The sequence below is a fragment of the Myxococcales bacterium genome (genome assembly GCA_012517325.1).
Taxonomy (GTDB): domain Bacteria; phylum Lernaellota; class Lernaellaia; order Lernaellales; family Lernaellaceae; genus JAAYVF01.
Map to the genome: position 1 here is coordinate 21,378 of JAAYVF010000007.1, position 19,909 is coordinate 41,286.

The window sequence follows — 19,909 nt, forward strand, 5'->3', positions numbered from 1 at the left end:
GTTTGATGGTCAACAATACCCCCACGGCAATACCGGAAGCTTCCAGCGCGAGTTGGGCCGACCGCATCGATGAAGGTATTTCGCTGCTCGGCGAATTACTGATCGCGGACTTGCCCTTTCCATTGAACGGCCGCGCCGAAACATTGCTCTGCCTTTGCCATCATCATCGATTCCGCCGACGCACCGGCGGGGAGCTACCGCTCATCGGCATTCTCGGCAGTGCCAGCAGCGGTAAATCGACCCTACTCAACAGCATCGCCGGCGCGCCGCTCGCCAAGGTGACGCCCATTCCGCACCAAACGACCGGCGCGATCGTCGCGCTGCCCGTCGAACAGACCGGTCTGGCCGCGGACGATTCGTTTCTCCGCCCGTCCGTCAAACAAATTCAAATGGAAGCGTCGGCGGTGCGCGGGCTTTCCGGCGAGCCGGAGACCGCCATGGTCGTGCCCGCCTGGAGTCACCGCGACAAGCCGTTCTTGCTGATCGACCTGCCGGATATCGGCACCCTGGAAGCGCGCGAAGAACATTTGGTGGCGCTGCGTATCCTGCCGTGGCTGGATCGGGTGATTTTGCTGGTCACCGAGGAATCATTCGCCCAGGCGGAACACGAAACCATCCGCGAGGCCCTGCGCCTGTTGCGGCCCGAACGGGCGCGCGCCGATCTGTTCGTCGTGCTCAATCGATTGCACGCCCACACCAGCGACGAGGAATTTCACTCCCGTTTGGAAAACCTTAAGGAATTCTGGGGCGAAGCGACGATCAGCACCCTGCCGCACCTGACGGGGAATGACGGCTTCAAAGCCGCGGAAGTGCTGCCGCTCGTTGCCGAGTCGCATCCCCGCATCGGTCGCGCAATGCTCGCCGCCATCCGCAATCTGGCCCAAGAAGTCGCCACGGAAACCGAAAGCCTGGCCGTGACCCGACAGCGCGAACAGGAACGGGTCGCCGACCGCTTGCGGGATGAAATCGTCCTGGCCGCGCGCTTCAAAAAGGCGTTCTTCAGCGATGAATTCCGTAGGCGGCTCGATACTTTTTCGCCGTGGCGCACCTCGTTGAACCGCTGGCGCAAACTGCTGGGCGACGAGGCCGCCGCGAGCGGCGGCCTGGTGGACCTGTTTTCCGAAAGCGCCGTGCAAAAACACGTCGCGCAATCTCTGGCCGCGATTCAAACAACCGTGGCGCGGCAGATCGCGACGACCGCGACCGGCGACCGGCCGGCCGAAGCGCCACCGCCGGCCCCGCTCGACCTCCGCTCGACGGCGGCGGAAATCACCTCGCTCGTCGAGCAAATCAATCGGGAAGCGCGCCAGGACGTGGCCACGCTTCTGGAGGCGTTGGAGGAAAGGCACCGGCTGAAAGACCCGGTTTGGGGCACCGTCACCGCCGTGGCCTCCACCCTCTTCTTGCTCGATCTGGTCGTGCCCAGCCTGGGAACGTTGAGTTCCCTGACGCTGCTCGGCGCGCTGTCCGCGCTGGGTTTGGGCGGCATCTTCACCAGCGACCTGTTGCGCAAGGTTCGGACCGGTCGTTTGCGCGAGATGTTCGAAAGCTCCTTGCAAGGCATTCTGACCAAGGCGACCGATCCCTTGTGGCGGACGCCGGCGCTGAAAAAACTGGAGCTGCGAAACCTGACCCGGCGTTTGCAAAGCTGGGAACGCTCACTGCCCGAGGTGCGATGATGGAAAGCGGCCGTCGCCTGCGGCAACTCAACGACGAATTGCAGCGCTTTCTGGCGTCGCCGGAACCGGCCGCCGTTCAGCCGTTGCACGGTCCGGACGATTTGATGGTCTGGTTTCTGCTGGGCGGCAAGGACGTCGGCAAGTCTTCGTTCCTCAACGCTCTCTTTGGCAAAACGATTAACGCCGAGCCGCGCGGCAGCGCCGAAGGCACCGCCCGCTTCGTCGCCTATCTCCACGAAGCCTATCGCGCCGAATTGCAGAAACGCCTGGACGGACTGCCGATCGACATCGAATTCCAGTTGCACCAAAGCGAAGCCCTGCGCCAGCTTTGCGTGATTGACAGTCCCGATTTCGACAGTCGATTCGATCGCCACGTCAACCAGGTCCGCCGCGTCATCCAGGCCGGCGTGACCGACGGGGCGGTTCTCCTGGCCAGTCCCGCCAAATACAAAGACCGGCAATTCTGGCAGGCCTTCGAGAAACTGGCCGACGCGATCTCGCCCCAGCATATCCTGTTCGCCCTGACCAAGGCCGACTCGCTCGGCGACTACCTGGCGGAAGTACGCGCCGATTTCACCGCGACGATCGCCCGTCGCCTGGGCCGCTGGCAGGATCAGACCGCGACGAGCCGCCGCGACGAACCCGCGACCGCCGTCTTCCTGATCGATTCCCTCACGAAGAACTTCGACTTTCCCCGCTTGGAAGATCGCTTGTTGAGCCGGATGACGACCGCCGAGGTGCGCCGTGTCCAGGACGAAAATCAACAGCACGCGGCGGAATTGGGGCTGAATCAAATCCGCCGGCATTACCAATTGGACGAATTCCAAACGGCATTGAATCGCGCCGCCGATCCGGAACGCCAAGAGGAAATCTTCGACAGTTACTTCCCCGCCCCCTATTTCCTCCTGCTCGGCGAACGCTTGCGCAACCGGGAGGAAATCGGACTCCGCCTCCGCCGCGGGCTGGCGGCAAACGCGGAGCATACCTTGGCCGGGTTCCCGACGATTCTGGGTGTGGGGCGCTGGTTCGGCTCGCTGCTGCCGTTTCGCCAGGCCGGGGGACAATTCGCCGACAATTTTGACGAACTCCGCCTTCCCGCCTCCTTTTTCCAGTGGGGACAGGAAAATCTGACCGATCGTTTACTGGCCGCGCGTCGCGAGACCGGCGCCGAACTGTTGCGGCAATGGCCGGAAATGACGGAGCGTTATCTGCACGATGAACATTCGATCGAAATCGAGCTGGCGCAGTGCGTGGCCGACCAGTTGCCGGCCGCCGGAAGGCGGCTGTTTTCGCGCCCGTTTCAAATACTCCTCAATTTGCCGGTCTATCTCTACGCGCTTTTCTTTCTGGTGCTGGTGTTTTATCCGGCCTTTATTCTATTACAGGCCTGGTCGATCTTTCCGGCGCCGCGTCTGGCCGACTGGCTGACTCTCGACAACGTCCGGATGTCGTTTTTCGGTTTTTTTGGTTATTACACCATTGCATCGTTTTACGTGGCGCGTCGCCGCCGAATGCAGCTCGGTCAGGTGATGGATGCTTTCATTCAGGACTCGCTCGGCGCGCTGGAAGATCGGTTGAAAGCTATGGTAGCTTGGCCAATCACTAGAATTTCCAGGGATTTCACGGTACTCGCCGCGTCGCTGCCGCCGCCCGGTGACGGCCGTCCGGAAACCAGTTTGAATTCCGAGGAAAAACGAGTAACTTAAAAGGAAAATGCGCGGATCCGATTTTTTGGGGAGGATTGGATCATGGGAAGCATTTCATCTGAGGAAAATCAAAATCAAGAGAGAATGATTGCGATCGAGTTGCTTCGATTGCTCACCGAGCAGATGGATTTGCGTTCATTCATCCAACTGGTTCTGACCCGAATTCAGGAATATCTTACTTGCGAAGCCGTGGGCATCCGCCTGCGCGAGGGCGACGATTTCCCGTATTTTAAAACACAAGGCTTTCCCGCCGAATTCGTGGAAATGGAAAACTCCCTTTGCGCGCGCGACCTGAGCGGCCAACTGTTGTGCGATGAAATCGGCAATCCACTGCTCGAGTGCATGTGCGGCAACATCCTTTGCGGCCGCTTCGATCCGCAATTACCCTTTTTCACCCCGGCGGGTTCATTTTGGTGCAACAATACAACCCGGTTACTGGCCACGACCACCGAGGAAGAACGCCAGACCAAGACGCGCAATCGGTGTAATAGCGAAGGTTACGAGTCGGTGGCCCTGATTCCATTGCGCTCCAACGAACAAACCTTCGGCCTGCTGCAACTCAACGACCGCCGTCCCGACATTTTTACCCGCGAAAAAGTCGAATTCATCGAATCGCTGGCGTCTCTCCTGTCGATGGGGCTGGCGATCAAACAACTGAACGAACGAATCGCGGGACGCGAACGTTTTCTCCGGCTGGTGATCGACAACGATCCGAATTGCATCTTCGTCAAGGATCTGAACGGCCGCTACCTGCTGGCCAATCGGGCCTTGGCCGAACTGTATCAGGTCGACGTACGGCATCTGGAAGGTCACACCGACCTGGAAATGACCGTCGACATCCCTTCCTTACAGCTGGACACCGAGATTTATCGCCGGGATGACCGGGAGGTAATCGAAACCCAGCAAATCAAGCGCATTCCGATCGAGCCGTTCACCGGTAAAAACGGTGAAACCCGTTGGCTGAGCACGGTGAAAATCCCCCTGGAATTCGATCAGCGCGGCGATTGCGTCCTGGGCGTCGCGGTCGACGTGACCGAGGCGCAAAAAGTCCTGGCGGCGAAGGAGGAATCCGAACGGCGCTACCGGACCATTTTCGAGAATGCCGCCGACGCCATTTATATCGTCTCGAAAACCGGCTGCATTCTGGATGCCAATCGCCTGGCTTGTGAACGGCTGGGTTATACCAAGCAGGAAATGACGTCCCTGACGCTGGCGCAAATCGACACGCCGGAATTCTATCAAGATGTGCCGGCCCATATGCAAGAATTGGAGCAAACCGGGGCGACATTCTTCGAAACCGTGCATCGTGCCAAGGACGGTCGCCTCTTTTCGATCGAACTGAGCGCGCGGCACATCGATTACTACGGCGAGATCGCCATTCTGAGCATCGCGCGAGACATCACCGAACGGAAAAATCGCGAACAATCCTTGCGACTGGCGCGGGAAGAACTGGAAAAACGGGTCGAAGAACGGACCCGGGAGCTTTACCAGACCAACCTTCAGCTCTTACGCGAAATCGACAAGCAAAAACGAATCGAGCGCTCGCTTCGTTTTCGCGAGGATCATTTCAAACGCACCTTCGACCAATCGCCGATCGGCGCCGCGATCGTTTCGCTCGAATTCCGGTTTGTGCGGGTAAACGAGGAATTTTGTCGAATCACCGGCTACCAGGAGATCGAACTGTTGTCCATGGGCTTTCCCGAAATCACCCATCCCGACGATCTGGAACAGGACGTTCGCTACTGCCGGCAGTTGGCCGCCGGGGAAATCGATCACTATCAAATGGAAAAGCGCTACATCGCGAAAGACGGGAATGTGGTGTGGGTGCGACTGTCGGTGCGGCTGATGCGCGACGCCCAAGGCGACCCGCTCTACTTTCTGCCGATGGTTCAGGACATCGACAACCGCAAACAAATGGAAAAGGAACTGGCCGAAAAACAGCGCAGCCTGGTCGAAAACAACTACCTGTTGGAACAAAAAAATACCGCGCTTCACGAACTGATGCAGCAAGTCAAGGATGAAAAAGAGCGAACCGAAAAGCAGATCCGGCAGCACTTGGAGCAATTCGTTTTCCCGTTGATTCAACGGCTCAAGACGGAGGATCGCCTTCCCAGTACACCGACGCTGGAATTGTTGGAAGATAATTTACACAACCTGGCCAAGACCCTGCCGCAAGACAAACAAAATCAGCTTCGGTCGCTCTCACGCCGGGAAATCGAGATCTGCAACATGATTCGCGGCGGTCTTGCCACCAAGGAAATCGCCGGCATCCTGAGTATCTCGCCGCGCAGCGTGGACACGCATCGCAACAAAATTCGCAAAAAACTGGGCTTGACGGGGAAGACGATCAACCTCGAGTCCTATTTGACGAATATCTGATCGCCTCGCGAAGAAGACCCGACCGATCGGTGGGTCGCGACTGAAAACGGCGAAACGCTCCGTCGCTTGATCAGCCGCCGCCACCGTGAATCCTTTTGGGAGCGGACGGATGTCGGCGGAAAGAAAAATCCGTGTCCTGATCGTCGAAGACGACAACCTGGCGGCGGAAGCGGCGAAAATCCTTCTGGAAGATACCGGGTATCTCGTGATCGGCCGGGCGGAAAACGGCGCCCGTGCGGTCGAGCTGACCCAATCGTTAAAACCCGACGTGATCCTGCTGGACATTCAAATGCCGGGGATGGACGGCCTGGCCGCCGCCCGGCGAATCAATGAGGTGCGACCGACCCCCCTCGTCGTGCTGACGGCTGACGACCGGCCCGAATTGGTGGCTGAGGCCGGGCGGGTCGGCGTCGGCGCCTTTCTGCGCAAACCGCCGAACGCCGAGGAAATGAATCGGGCGATTATCGTGACCCTGGCCCGCTTCGCCGACCTGACCGCCCTGCGTGAGTTGAACGAGCGAATCGTCGCCGAGATGGAGATCAGCGCCAAGCGGGAAAATCAATACCATTCCATCATCCGGACCACGGTGGACGGTTTCTGGATGATGGATCTTGACGGGCGGATTCTGGAGGCAAATCAGGCGCTCGTCGAAATGCTGGGCTATTCCATTCCCGAGCTGCTCGCGCTGCGAGTTCAGGACATCGAAGCGCCGGAGACGGCCGGCGAAACGCGAGAACACATCGCCGCGGCCGGCCGATCGGGAAAGGCCCGTTTCGAGGCTCGCCTGCGGCACAAGGATGGACGAATTCTCGCCGTTGAAATCAGCATGAATATCCTCGCCGGCGAGGAAAAGTACATCGTCTTTGCCCGGGACAGCACCGATCGGCGGCGGGCCGAACAGGCCTTACGGGAAAGCGAGCAGCGTTATCGCGAGCTGTTCGAAAACGCGCCGGTCGGCATCTTCGCCACGACCTCCGATGGCCGGGCGATCCTGATCAATCCGATGATGGCGCGCATTCTGGGTTACTCCTCGATCGCGGAAACACTCGCGCATTACACCGATCTGGCCCGGCAGTTGTACGTGCGACCGGAACGCCGCGCGGAGTTGGTCCGACAACTGGCGCAAGATGGGAAAGTGGAAAATTTCGTCTATGAGGCCCTCACCGCGGACCGGCGGCGCATCTGGATCGGAATGAATGCGCGCATCGGCCGGCGACAACCCGACGGCAGTTTCATCATCGAGGGTTTCGCAACCGAAATCACCGACCGCGTCAAAGCCGAAGCGGCGTTGAAAAAGTCCGAAACCAAATTTATGAAAATATTTCAGTCCAGCCCGATCATCATGGCGTTATCGACCAGCACCGACGGGATTTTTATCGAGGTGAACCAGACATTTCTGGATAAATTGGGCTATCGAAAAGAGGAAGTCATCGGCCATTCGTCGGTGTCGCTGGGGATCCTGGGGCCGGAAGATCGTCAAAACACCTTTCGTTTTCTTTCCACCACCGGTACGTTGAAAAACCTGGAGCTTTCGGTTCGCGGAAAGAGCGGCCAACTGATCCCAGGCTTGTTTTCAGCCGAGTTCATCAAATTCGATGAGGAAAAAGTACTTTTGACCAGCTTTGTCGATCTTTCCGACCGCAAACGCGCCGAGGAAGAAAAGGCGAAATTGGAAGTTCAACTCCAACAAGCCATGAAAATGGAGGCGGTCGGCCGCTTGGCCGGCGGCGTCGCTCATGACTTCAACAATTTGTTGACGGGGATTTTGGGTTACGCGGACATGTTGCTGGCCGGCCTGGACCCGGGAAACCCGATTCATGAGGATCTGACCGAAATCCGCAAAGCGGCGGAAAGCGCCGCGAACCTGACCCGACAATTGTTGGCCTTTTCACGCAAGCAGTTGATCGAGCCGCAAATCATCGATCTCAACGAGTTGATCGCCAGTTTGCATAAAATGCTGGCCCGCCTGATCGGCGAAGATATTGAACTGGTCATCACCGCCGGAGACAAAATCGGACCGGTGAAAATCGATCCGGGCCAATTCGAACAGATTCTGATCAACCTGGCGATCAACGCTCGCGATGCCATGCCGGACGGCGGTCGCTTGACCATCGAAACAGCCAACATCGACCTGGATGAAGAATATTGCCGTCGGCAAGCTCAAATCTCGCCCGGACCTTTTGTGAGGTTGTCGATCAGTGACACGGGACACGGCATGAACAATGACGTGAAAGAACACCTTTTCGAACCGTTCTTCACCACCAAACCGAAAGGCCGGGGAACGGGCCTGGGATTGGCGACGATCTACGGCGCCGTAAAACAATCCGGCGGCGCCATCGAAGTCGATTCCGAGGAAGGCCGGGGAACGACTTTCACACTATATCTGCCGCGCTTATCGGAGACGGCGGTACCGCTGAAGATGAACAAACCGCCGCTCGAAATTTCGGGCGGCGAGGAAACGATCCTGGTGGTCGAGGACGAGAATATCGTTCGCGAACTGGCGATCAAATTTTTATCCAGTCTGGGTTATCGGGTATTGCACGCGCCGGACGGGAATCAGGCGTGCCAACTGGTTGAGAAATTCGCGGCGCCGATCGATTTGCTGATTACCGACATCGTCATGCCGGGAATGAACGGGCGACAATTGGCCGAAATATTGGTAAAAATTCATCCGGAGATGAAAGTGCTTTTTACCTCCGGTTATACGGAAGATGCGATTGTCCGCCATGGGATTATCGAAGAGGGTTTGAATTTTCTCGCCAAACCATACTCCCCTTATTCATTGGCAATTAAAATTCGGAAATTGCTCAAATAGCCCACTTTTGGGACGTTCCAATCTGCAGGATAGAATAATCATAATTAACAGAAGCACTTTGAATTTTTCACCCCGCCTTATAAATGATCTCAAGTCTCGTTTATTCAAATTTTGACCCTGAGTGACACATTTTTTGCGTATTTTTCATACGCATTGAATACGCATTCTTTCCGTGTTTTGCTTTAAGCGAATAAACCGATATGAAGAACAAGAAAGAAAAAAATTTTTAACGCGGCAAAGTCAGTGAAAAAAGGAAATAAAATTTTTCAATCCGAATTTTGGCTACTTTTCTTGTCCATTGACGGGTGAAAGCTCCAGTGGATTGTGGGGCTAAGGGATTGCAAACTAATTATTTTTCCTGTGCCTTTCCATCGGATGCGGCAATCCATCGGAGGTTCAACGCGGGTACGGGCTGGTTTGATCTCGTGATCGGACACATCGCCGGTAAAATTGGAAACAGCGGCGGAGATCGGCAAAAAGCGAATCGGATTCTTGGGCCGTCAATCGGAAGGAACAGGCGACGTTTTTGAATCGGAATCGCCGTGGGGAAAAATCGGAATTGGCAAAATCCCGCGATGTGACGGGTGGATCGGTCAGTACGAAAAAGAAAAGCCAATAAAATAGCGACACCCCGCTGGCTTTCGGCTCGAATTGATCGGTCCTCTCCTCACATTCCAACCGGCAATAGGAACGCCGGTGTTTTTTCGACCGGAGTGAAAATGGATTGCCGGTCGTCCAATCGGCCGGCTTCGCCTTTCCTGCGGAAGAAATGGGGGCCAAGAGCGAATGAACGCGGAAAAACAAGACAAAATCAGGGAAACGGTCTTACTCGTCGAAGACGAGGATATCGTCCGCAAACTCACCCACAAAATCCTGACCCGGTTGGGTTACCAGGTTTTGGTGGCTTGCAACGGTTGCGACGCTTTCACCCAATACCAGAACCATGCCGAGCCCATCGATCTGCTGTTGACCGACATGATCATGCCGAAGATGAACGGTCGAGATCTGTACACCAAGCTGAAGGAACAGCATCCCGACCTGAAGGTCCTGTTCATGTCCGGGTACAACGAAAGCATCCTGGCTCAACAGGACTCGGTGGCCGCCAACTTTTTCATTCAAAAGCCCTTTTCTTACGAATCGCTCGCGCTGAAAGTCCGCGAAGCGATCGAACAACCGGCGACCGCCTGACCGAAACCATCCGCTCACTTGTGATCGTTTCGCCAAAGGTGTAATGAAAATCCAGCCGAACCGTTCCCGGCAGCGGCCTCAGGCGCCGGCTTGATCGCGAGGGGATCCCGTTGCTGCTGATCCGAAACGAAACCGCCGCGGACATCGAAACGATCCGTCGCATCAACGACCTGGCTTTTTGCCAGCGCAACGAATCGGCGCTGGTGGAAGCCTTACGCCGGCGCGGCGCCTACACGTTATCGCTGGTCGCCGAATTAAACGGGAAATTGATCGGTCATGTCCTGTTTTCGCCGGTGACGATCGACGCCTCCGACCGCCAATTGTCCGCGCTCGGCATGGGGCCCATGGCGGTGCTGCCGGAACATCAGAAAAGTGGCGTCGGTTCCGCCCTGATCCGGCGCGGCCTGGAGATCAGCCGCGCGGACGGCTATCGGATCGTCGTCGTGGTCGGCCACCCGGATTTTTATCCGCGCTTCGGGTTTCAGGTCGCCAGCCGGTACGGCATCCGCTTCAGTTACGAAGGGCCCGATGAGCTATTCATGGCTGTGGAATTGGTCCCCGGCGCTTTGGCCGAAACCCGGGGTATCGTCCGTTACCAACCGGAGTTCGATCTGGTCTGATCATTGATGGGAAATTCACCGATGAATCGTCGCCAATTTCTGTTCTGCACCGCCGCCACCCTCGCCGGAACCGCCTGTTCGGGCGGCATCGTTTCCCGCGCGGAATCCGCCGAGACCTGGCCGACCGCGATCCGGGCCACCACGCCGCAAAAGGCTTTGGTGACGTGGTACAGCCAGACCGGCCACACACGCCGAATCGGCCGCTTGATCGGCAAAGTGCTCGAAAAAGAAGGTCTACAGGTCACCGCGCTGCCGCTCGCCGAAGTCGACACCACCGCCCTGCCCGGCTACGACCTGCTGGTTCTCGGCACGCCGGTTTACTACTTCGACGTGCCGGTGAACGTCGCGGCCTGGCTGCGGCGCCTGCCCGCCCTGACCGGAATCCCCGCGGCTTCGTTCGTCACTTTCGGCGGCGAGGGATCGAACCCGCACAACACGGCGGTCCGCTTGCTGCGGCTACTGGCCGACCGGGGCGCCGTTCCAGTGGGCCTGTCGATCTACGCGAACATGTCCACCTACGCGCCGACCTGGTCGATGGGAAGCGCCGCACGGACGCTGGCCTATCGCGATCTCCCCGACGAAAAGACCTTCGAACGAGCGCGGGCCGAGGCCCGGGCGATCGCCGATCGCGTGCGGCGCGGCCAGGCCATCAGGCCGGACAAGGAATTCAACGCCGGGGAAATCTGGCGACTGCTGGACAGTCAGGATTGGACCCGGATGCTCATCAGCGGGCACCGGATCAACGAGCAAAAATGCATCCGCTGCGGCACTTGCGTGCGAACCTGCCCCGCCGGCGCGATTCGGCTCGATCCGGCGCGGATCGATCATCGCGCCTGCCTGGCTTGTTTCGGCTGCGTCAACAACTGCCCCGCCGACGCGCAGGAAATGCGGTTTCTGCGTTACCCCGTGCAGGGCTTCGAAAGTTTCAAGAAGGCGCACGCGGTCACGACCCGGGAACCGGCCGAACTGCTCGGTTGACCGCTCCGGGTCTTCGTCAGGAATGAGTGAAAACCATCTTTTGCACCTGCACACCCTCCAGGCTCTGCAGATCCTTTTCCATGGCCTCCAACTCAGCGTCGGGGCCGCAAAGCTCCAGCAGGAGCAGGCCGGTTGGCGAGCAGATATTGCCGCTGACTTCGTGCAAACCCAAGCGGGTTTTGATGTTGCAACCGAATTGGGTCAGGATTTTTTGCACATCCGGGACTTTCTTCACACGGTCGGTGACGTGAACGCCCAAAATGACATGCTTTTCCATGTGGGCCTCCCTCTGTGTTCGGCGGGCCTGCCCGGCCCCCGGTTTGCGTCGCGCGGATCGATCGGTCTATTAATGAATTACTCGCGTCACAATGATTAGTCAAACATCACGGAGCGACTGAGACGATGCATCCGATCTTGTTTCACCTGGGCGGCCACCCTATTTATACCTATGGATTTTTTTACGGCCTGAGCATTTTCCTCGGCACGGTTTTGGGCTTGCGCCGCTTCGAGCGGGAAGGCCATGACGGCGCCTTTTACCTGAAGTCGATCCTGGTGGCCATCATCGGCGCCTTTTTCATGGGCAAGCTGTTGCACGTGGTCACCAATTGGCCGTGGTATCAAGTAAAGTGGAGCCGGCTTTGGGACCTGAGCACCGGCCACGTTTTTTACGGCGGTTATATCGGCTCGATCCTGTTCCCGTTTTTCTATTCGCGGTGGGCCAGACAGCCCTTTCTGCCGGTGCTGGACGTCACGGCGACCTACATGCCGCTGGGCCTGGCCCTGCACCGGACGTTCGCCTGCCTGATGGCGGGCTGCTGCTACGGCCGGCCGACCGACCTGCCGTGGGGCATCGTCTATCCGGCCGATGCCCTGGCGAGCCAGGCTTACGGCATGGTGCCGGTCCATCCGACGCAGTTGTACGAATCGACCTGGGCCCTGGGGATGTTCGCCGTGTTGATTTTCTACCGCCGACATTACCGCAAGGTCCCCGGCGAGCTGATCGCTCTGCAAATCGCCCTCTATTCGCTCGGGCGTTTTTTCATCGAATTTTTCCGCGGCGACGCCGACCGCGGCTCGTTCGTAGGCCTTTCCACCTCGCAATGGATCAGCCTCATTCTGGCGGCGTGCGTCGCGCTCGCCGGCATTTACCTGCGGCGCGAACGAAAAAAGGCGGCGCTCGGCGCCGCCTGACGGATCGGCAATGAGCCGGGGTTTGTTTCAGGTTTTCAGATCGACCTGCTGAATCGTCTGCGCTTGGCCGTCTTCGGTCAAATAAACGCCGGTGCTGCGGACTTGACCTTCCTTGTCGTTCTGGCTGTCGTAGAGGCCGATCTGGGTGCCGGCCTTTTGCAGGTAAATGGCGCCGACGTTCTTGCCCGCCAGCGTGTCGTATTGGTCCTGCCCCGCGGCGTTTTTCGACCATACCCGCAGATCGCCGAATACCGAGTCGCCTTCGTCGATCCAGCCGTTGGCGTCCTCGTCGAAAGTCGCCAACTCCTTGAAACCGTCGCCGGTGGTCGGGCCGAACAATTCGGTGCCGTCGGTCGCCTGGCCGTCGCCGTTGCGGTCCAGCACCAGGAAGCCGCTGCCGGACTTCACGAAGGAAACCTTCTCCGAAGTTCCGTCGGCGTCGAGGTCGAAATCGTATTTCTGATCGGTCAATTCCGCGGCGGTGCCGCCGTAGTTGATCACCAGCGGATCGGTGAGCGCATCACCGGCCCGCAGGAAGATATCGTTCACGGTGATTCGCTCGTGGTTCATTTCCAGTTCGGCCCGAAAGGCGATTTCCTTGCCGTCGGCCGTCTTCACCACGCCGTCGGTGGTGAACCGGGTGCTTTCGCTTTGCTTGGTTTCCTCGTGCCGCTGATAACTGATGCCCCATCCGAGGCGGGCCGGTTCGCCGTTCGCCGCGTTCCGGTTTTGATCGGCATCCTTGGCGGGCGCCTCGGCCGGCGCATCGTCCGCCGAACGGCGAGAGCTGAACAACAACACCTTATGGCCGGTCAGCGCCTCGATCAGCAGGATTTTCAAACTGAATTTGGCGTCCAAGGACAGGCCTTCGAACTCGTCCGTTTCTTTCTTTTTTTGCGCCGCTTTGATTTGCTCAACCGCGTCGGCCAGGGCTTTTTCCGTGTCGGTCAGCGGCTGTTCGGTTTCGAGTTTCTTGGCCAGATCCTTGGCGGTCGCGGAGAGATCGACTTGATCGCCGCTCGCCATCGCGGCGGCGCTGCTGAATTTCTCCTCACGATTGTAGTCGATCCGCGCGGACCCCGCCCAGGCGGCAAGGCTTTCGCGGACATAGGCGCTGGTCGAACGCGCACTACGGCCGGTCAGGGACACCTGTGATTCGAGGATCCTCATCGACGCCTCCTTGCGCCTCGGAAAATAGGCAGGCCCTCGCCGGCATCAGTTCCTTCTTGTCCGGCGATCATCTTTGTTATCGGTCGGCGAGAGAGGATACTTGAGAGCCGCGGAATAATTCTGATACGAACCGTGACAAACGCCGCTCAGGCCGCGCGCCGCCGCTGCGGTGCCCAGACCGGCCGGTTCCGCCGCCGCGCAAAACGCCAGGCCCAAAAAACGCCGTAGATGAAACCGCCGATATGCGCGTACCAGGCGACGCCCGCCGCGCCGGCCGCGGCGCCGATCGATGAAAAAACCTGCAGGATGAACCACAAGCCGAGGAAAATCGCCGCCGGCAGGGTAATGATTTTCGGGATGACGATGATGATGAACAGGGTTTTGACCCGCGCGCCGGGAAAGAAGACCAGATAGGCTCCGAGTACGGCCGAGATCGCGCCCGAAGCGCCGACGACCGGCACGGCGGAAAACGGACTGACCGCCACCTGGCACGCCGAGGCGACGAACGCGCCGGCCAGATAAAACAGTAAAAAGCGCGCGTGGCCCAACCGATCCTCGACGTTGTCGCCGAAAACCCACAAAAAGAGCAGATTGAAGCCGATGTGCAGCAGGCTGCCGTGTAAAAAGGTTCCGGTGATCAAGGTGAAAAACGGCCAGAGCGAGCCGCCGTGGAAAAATCCCCACAGTTGGCGCGGCACCATGGCGAAGGCCAGGCCGTTTTGCGAATCGAATAGCTGAAAAACGTAAACCGCGATGTTCGCAAGCACCAAACCGCCGGTGACGATCGGCAGGCGCGTGGTCGGGTTGAGGTCTTTATAGGGAATCATGGCCGCGTCTCGATCAATACACGCCGTGATCGTACAGGATCCGCAGACCGATCAGGAGCAGGACCACGCCGCCGGCCAGTTCCGCCCAGCGGCCGATACGGGCGAATCCCTTGATCACCCGCCCCAGTTGCATGCCGAAGGCGGTCAACACGAAAGCCATGACGCCGATGATCAGCGCTGGGGTCCAGATCTCGATTTTCAACATCGAGAAGCCGATGCCGACCGCGAGCGCGTCGATGCTGGTCGCCACGGAAAGCATGACCAACGTGCCGCCCTTGGTCGGATCGGCGGTCGGTGCTTCTTCCTTTTTCGGGATCAGCGAGTTGTAGATCATCCGCCCGCCGACCATACCCAAGAGGCCCATCGCCAGCCAATGATCGACATTTTCCAATAAGGCGCGAACCGACAAGCCGGCGCTCCAGCCGATCAGGGTCATGCCGGTCTGAAAAAGCCCGAAGTGCCAGGCCAAACGAACGGTTCGCCGCACGCCGACGGCCTGCAGCGACACTCCGCCTGCCAGCGCGACCGTGAAGGCATCGATCGCCAGCGCGAAGGAAATCATCAGGATTTCGCCCAGACTCATGAGTCGCCCACTCCCAGCCGGTTTCTCCGTTGCGCCAGCATAGCGTTTTTTCAAAGGAATGAAAGGCTAGCGGAAATCAGGATTTCCCCAATCATTACGCTAAAATACTGAATAATTAGGCCACCCTTACGAAAGTAATTGCTTTTACCAAACGGTAGGATTAGCATTTTTCTTCAACGCAGGATTTTCATCCATACCATTGACGTGAAAAAAAACCAATCCTTCCACTGGAGGGCCAGAGAAATGAAAACTAAGTTCCTTTTTTCCCTCCTATCAGCATTGATTTTCATCGTGCTGGGCGTCGCCTCGATCGGCCTTGCCGCGTCAATCGGTTCGCCGGTGATGATGCTCAACGACCCCGAGGACGCCATTTTGAGCGATCCGGAAGCGGATTTATCCACGGTAGTCGATGAGGAAGTGACGCTGCACATCGTCCAGCCGGCCCATGGCCTGCGGATCAACCAAAACGAGACGCTCGAGTTGTCCGCTAAAGTGCTGATCGACAACGAGACGCTGGACGATGCCGATGTGCAATGGTTCAGCGACCTGGACGGCTATCTCGGGCGCGGCGGCGATTTGCCCGTGGACGGCTTGTCGACCGGCGTGCACGTCATCGAAGCCAAGGCAGGCGGCCTGACCGCTTCGATCGCGGTCGGCGTGTTTGCCAAGTCCTGGACGGTCATCGTTTACATGTGCGCCGACAACAATCTGGAAAGCTACGGCATCGCCGATGTGAACGAAATGGAGCAGATCGGCTCCGACGCCAACGTCAATATCCTGGTTTTGCTCGACCGCATCACCGGATACGACACGAGCAACGGCAACTGGACCGATACGCGCGCCTTCTACGTCACCGCCGACACCAGCACCACCGTCCTCAACAGCCAATTGCTCGGCTCCTGGGGCGAGCGGGCGATGGACGATCCGGAGACGCTCCACCAATGGGTGACCTATTCGATCCAGAATTACCCGGCGGCGCATTACGCGGTCATTCTCTGGAACCACGGCAGCGGCTGGCCCAAGGGCGTGCGGCAAGTGACCAAGGGCGTCGGCTACGATGACACCTCCGGCTCGGGCAAGCACATGGACATCTGGGGTGTGCGGCAGGCGCTGCGCGCTTCGTTGACCGACACGGGCCTGAGCAAGATCGACGTGCTCGCCTACGATGCCTGCCTGATGGCGATGGCTGAGGTCGGCTACGAAACGCGGAACGAAGCCTCTTATTTCGTCGCCTCCGAGGAAACCGAACCCGGCGACGGTTACGAATACCAGCGCTGGTTGGCCAACCTGAAAGCCAATCCGGCGGCGACCGGTCTGCAAGTCAGCCAATACCTGGTTTCCGCCTATTACGGCACCAGCTACGCCACCTTGTCCGCCGCCGACATGGGGCAAACGGCGAATCTGGTCAGCGCGATGAACAGCCTCTCGTCCGCCTTGATCAGCGCCCTGCCGACCTATAAAAGCAAGATTTCCTCGGCGCGCTCCAAGACCAAGAAATTCTACGAGCCGACCTATCTGGATCTGTACGATTTCTGCACCAACTTGAAGAGCCAGTCCGTGCCGACCGCGGTCAAAACGGCCGCCACCAACGTGCAGACGGCGATCACCTCGTACATCAAGTACAAGGGCGGCAAGGCCACCAAGAGCTACGGCGTTTCGATCTGGTTCCCGTCCGCTTATGACGCCACGTTGTTCGCGTCCTACGCCAACAACACCCAGTGGGGCCTGGATGTGAACTGGTTCGATTTCCTCGACACGTATTATTGATCGCTCCGCGCGAACGATCGCGACGCGGCGCCGCCTCCGGCGCCGCTTTTTTTTAACGTCGGCCAATCCTTGACACCTTTTTCCGCCCGGCTCAGAGTATCAATCGGCGACTTAATCATTCCCCGGAGGTCGAATCCATGACCAGGCGACTGCAACTGATCGCGTGGTGTTTTGCGTCGTTGGCAATTCTGGCACCGAGTGCCATTATGGCCGATTCGCTGCCGATGACTTTCGATCTGGAACTGGCGAACGGCGCCTACGTGCCACTGCAAAGCGGCCGGCCGCTCGTCTCCTTCGACCCGCAGGATCGCCCGCAAGTGGATCTGGCGGGCAACTGGAAAAAACTGCGCCTGGGCATCAGCCACGATCTATCCCTGCAGCCGCGTGACTCCGCCTGGTTCACCGCCGTCGCGGTGGAAAACGGCGGCGCCACACTCGCCGACTTCGACGATTCTTCTTGGGACGACCACACCCTGCCCGGCGTCGAAAACGTCATGCCCGCCACACCGGAAGATCCGGCCGGAGCGGAGGTCTGGTCCGGCGGCATTTATTATCGCCGGCACATCGACGTGCCCGCCGACTGGGACGGCCGGGTCGTACGCCTGGTTTGCCTGGCCGCCGACTACATCGCCGACCTGTGGGTCAACGGCACGTGGGTCGGCTACCACGAAGGCGGCTATGCGCCCTTCGCCTTTGATCTCTCGCCTTATCTAGTCTACGGCGGCGACAACGTGATCGTCTGGCGCATCGACGCGATGCCCTGGGCTATCCGGATGGATATCCTCCCCAACCTGTTCGCCACCGACTGGCAGCACTACGTCGGCGTGATCCAGGACGTTTACCTCGAGGCTTCGCCGCCGGCGCATCTCGTGCGCGCCGACGTGCTGCCGCAAAACCTTGCCGGCGACCTGGACGTTTCGCTGGTGGTCGAAAACCGCGGCGACGCCGACCGCAAAATGACCGTCCGCCTCGCGGCCTACGAACTGGATGCCGAACATCCCGATTACCTGAGCGATCCGGTCGCGGCCCATTTGCTCGGCGAACCGGCGGAGCTGCGGCGCGAGACGGAAGCCTTCGCCATCGTGCCCGCCGGGCAATACCGGCGCGTTGAGTTGGCGCCGCGCCTCGTCACCCCCATGCCGTGGACCCCAGCGGAACCGCACCTGTATGCGCTGGTCGTCGAACTGGTCGGCGGCAAAGAAGTGCTCGACACCTTCGTGACGCAGTTCGGCGTGCGCACCGTAAGCGTGGGCGAAGGCGCCAAGGTGTTGCTGAACCGGCGGCCGGCCTTCTTTACCGGCGTCGCGCGCCACGAGGATTGGCCCGACAGCGGTCGCACGGCAACGGTCGCCAAGATCGCCGCGGATTTGCAAATCGTCCGCGACACCAACGTGCGTTTTCTGCGCACCGCGCACTACCCCAATCACCCCGCGACCTACCTGTTGACCGACCGCCTGGGGATCGCGGTCTGGGAAGAAATCCCGGCGTGGTGGATCAACCAGATCTCGATTCCGATCCTGCTGGAGCGCGGCCTCGCCAAGCAAATGTGGCGCGAGATGATCTGGAACCAGCGCAACCGGCCGTCGATCCTCTTCTGGAGCCTGTGCAACGAACCGATGTGGTATTTCGTTTTCAACCTGCGCACCTACGTGCGGGATTTGCACGCCGACCTCGACGACAACTTCCCCGACGGCCGGCTGGTTTCGCAAAGCCTCGCCGCCGACGGCGCGGCGCTGACCGGCGCGTCGCAACAGGACGTCGACGTGGCCGGCTGGACGATGTATTTCGGCGTGTTTTACGGCGACGATCCCACCGTCGAATCGGCGGCGTTCCTGCGGCAACAGCACGAGAAGTACCCGGAGATCCCGCTGCTGGTCACCGAATTCGGTTACTGGAGCAACACCGACGGCGGCGCGGAAGCCGATCAGGTGGTGATCGCCCGGCAGACGCTGGCCGGGCTGTTGCCGCTCGCGGCGGTAAACAAAAACGGTCACACGACCGCCGGCTATCTGGCGGCGGCGACCTGGTGGTGCCAGTTCAATTGGTATCGCGTGCAAGACCCGCACAACCAGACGATGGGCCTGATGCACCAGGATCGCGTCACCGCCAAACCGGTTTACGGCACGCTGAAAGAGCTGTACGCGCCCTATTTCGCCATGGGCGGCCTCGGCGAGGAAATGCCGGCCGACGACGATACCGCCGATGACGATACGGTCGATGACGACAGCAGCGACGATGACGACGACAACGACGATAACAACGACAACGACGATCGGGCGGCGGACGACGATGACGACAACGACGACATTGGCGGGTGCGGTTGTTAGGCGGGTCGGCTCTCAGTATCGAAACAGCGCCTTGATCGCCTCGAACCGCGTGCGGAAAAACGCGAAAAAACCTTCTTCATGTTTCGCCGCCAGGCGACGCAGAAAATGCAAAACGACCAAGGCCAGCGCCAGGCCGAAGAAGATCGCAAACAAAAGCGGCGCCTCCTCGCGGGCGATCGACATCCCGAGCGAAACGCCGAGATAGGTCTGCAGCAGCCAGCCGAGCGTCACGATGCCCACCACGACGAACATCATCCAGAGCACAAAATACAACAGCGCGAAGGCGACCAGCGGCAGGATGATCAGGATGAACAGCAACTCCAGGAACAGGGAAACGTACTCGGCGATGTAAATCCGCCAGAACAACGTTACGCTGAACCGCCGTTCGCCCTGCAAAAAAGTCTGCACCGCCGGGAAAAGCGGCACGATCATCACCAGGAGCGACCAGGCGACGGCCTGCGAGGGCGAGCGGGCGAACAGGTAGGGAATACCCCAGACGATGCCGGCGACGGTTCCGGCGATCGAGGTCAGGTAACCGGCCAGGCGGATCCATCCGGCGGCCGAGTCTTTTCCGGGATCGTGGCTCATCGGCGTCCCGCTCCCTTGACGGGCGAAGAACAATTTTATCGAAATCGGCGCGGCGACCCATCCGAAAAACGCTGAACGCGCCGGCTGATCC

15 protein-coding genes are annotated in these 19,909 nt (G+C 59.2%); 10 read left to right on the plus strand and 5 right to left on the minus strand.

Annotated elements, in window-relative coordinates; all coding sequences use genetic code 11:
- The first annotated feature begins 5 nt into the window (after positions 1 to 5).
- The 7 genes from GX444_01180 (at position 6) to GX444_01210 (ending at position 11,365) form a co-directional block, all read left to right on the plus strand.
- Entirely contained in the window at positions 6 to 1,679 is a 1,674-nt protein-coding gene (locus GX444_01180; GenBank protein ID NLH47194.1) for a GTPase domain-containing protein, read from the plus strand.
- On the plus strand, positions 1,679 to 3,385 hold the full coding sequence (locus GX444_01185; GenBank protein ID NLH47195.1) for a GTPase domain-containing protein: 1,707 nt from the start codon (positions 1,679 to 1,681) through the stop codon (positions 3,383 to 3,385). The genes GX444_01180 and GX444_01185 overlap by 1 nt, the downstream gene beginning before the upstream one ends.
- Positions 3,386 to 3,469: 84 nt before the next feature.
- A complete protein-coding gene (locus GX444_01190) occupies positions 3,470 to 5,764 on the plus strand; it encodes a PAS domain S-box protein (protein NLH47196.1) in 2,295 nt (764 codons plus the stop codon).
- A gap of 109 nt (positions 5,765 to 5,873) precedes the next feature.
- Positions 5,874 to 8,579 carry a PAS domain S-box protein gene (locus GX444_01195; GenBank protein ID NLH47197.1) on the plus strand — a complete coding sequence of 902 codons (2,706 nt, stop codon included), beginning with the start codon at positions 5,874 to 5,876 and terminating at the stop codon, positions 8,577 to 8,579.
- A 786-nt stretch (positions 8,580 to 9,365) separates the two neighbouring features.
- A complete protein-coding gene (locus tag GX444_01200) occupies positions 9,366 to 9,767 on the plus strand; it encodes a response regulator (GenBank protein NLH47198.1) in 402 nt (133 codons plus the stop codon).
- A gap of 110 nt (positions 9,768 to 9,877) precedes the next feature.
- Entirely contained in the window at positions 9,878 to 10,387 is a 510-nt protein-coding gene (locus tag GX444_01205; GenBank protein NLH47199.1) for an N-acetyltransferase, read from the plus strand.
- A 21-nt stretch (positions 10,388 to 10,408) separates the two neighbouring features.
- Complete coding sequence (locus tag GX444_01210; protein NLH47200.1) at positions 10,409 to 11,365, plus strand: 4Fe-4S binding protein; 957 nt, start codon at positions 10,409 to 10,411, stop codon at positions 11,363 to 11,365.
- 16 nt (positions 11,366 to 11,381) lie between these two features.
- On the opposite strand, the gene GX444_01215 is transcribed toward GX444_01210, so the two are convergent.
- The gene (locus tag GX444_01215; GenBank protein ID NLH47201.1) at positions 11,382 to 11,642 is read right to left on the minus strand and encodes a hypothetical protein; all 261 of its coding nucleotides are present in this window, start codon (positions 11,640 to 11,642) and stop codon (positions 11,382 to 11,384) included.
- Between the two features lie 125 nt (positions 11,643 to 11,767).
- Between GX444_01215 and GX444_01220 the strand changes: the two genes are divergently transcribed.
- A complete protein-coding gene (locus GX444_01220) occupies positions 11,768 to 12,556 on the plus strand; it encodes a prolipoprotein diacylglyceryl transferase (GenBank protein ID NLH47202.1) in 789 nt (262 codons plus the stop codon).
- 27 nt (positions 12,557 to 12,583) lie between these two features.
- On the opposite strand, the gene GX444_01225 is transcribed toward GX444_01220, so the two are convergent.
- From GX444_01225 to GX444_01235, 3 genes are all read right to left on the minus strand, one after another.
- Complete coding sequence (locus GX444_01225) at positions 12,584 to 13,726, minus strand: hypothetical protein (protein ID NLH47203.1); 1,143 nt, start codon at positions 13,724 to 13,726, stop codon at positions 12,584 to 12,586.
- A gap of 146 nt (positions 13,727 to 13,872) precedes the next feature.
- Positions 13,873 to 14,553, minus strand: a complete 681-nt coding sequence (locus GX444_01230) for a rhomboid family intramembrane serine protease (protein NLH47204.1) — start codon at positions 14,551 to 14,553, stop codon at positions 13,873 to 13,875.
- A gap of 13 nt (positions 14,554 to 14,566) precedes the next feature.
- The gene (locus GX444_01235) at positions 14,567 to 15,136 is read right to left on the minus strand and encodes a manganese efflux pump (protein NLH47205.1); all 570 of its coding nucleotides are present in this window, start codon (positions 15,134 to 15,136) and stop codon (positions 14,567 to 14,569) included.
- Between the two features lie 243 nt (positions 15,137 to 15,379).
- On the opposite strand from GX444_01235, the gene GX444_01240 reads away from it, so the two are divergent.
- Together GX444_01240 and GX444_01245 are read left to right on the plus strand one after the other, a co-directional pair.
- Positions 15,380 to 16,903, plus strand: a complete 1,524-nt coding sequence (locus GX444_01240) for a hypothetical protein (protein ID NLH47206.1) — start codon at positions 15,380 to 15,382, stop codon at positions 16,901 to 16,903.
- Positions 16,904 to 17,040: 137 nt separating this feature from the next.
- The gene (locus GX444_01245; protein ID NLH47207.1) at positions 17,041 to 19,230 is read left to right on the plus strand and encodes a glycoside hydrolase family 2; all 2,190 of its coding nucleotides are present in this window, start codon (positions 17,041 to 17,043) and stop codon (positions 19,228 to 19,230) included.
- Positions 19,231 to 19,242: 12 nt separating this feature from the next.
- On the opposite strand, the gene GX444_01250 is transcribed toward GX444_01245, so the two are convergent.
- Positions 19,243 to 19,818, minus strand: coding sequence for a hypothetical protein (locus GX444_01250; GenBank protein NLH47208.1), 576 nt, complete (start codon positions 19,816 to 19,818; stop codon positions 19,243 to 19,245).
- Positions 19,819 to 19,909 lie beyond the last annotated feature (91 nt).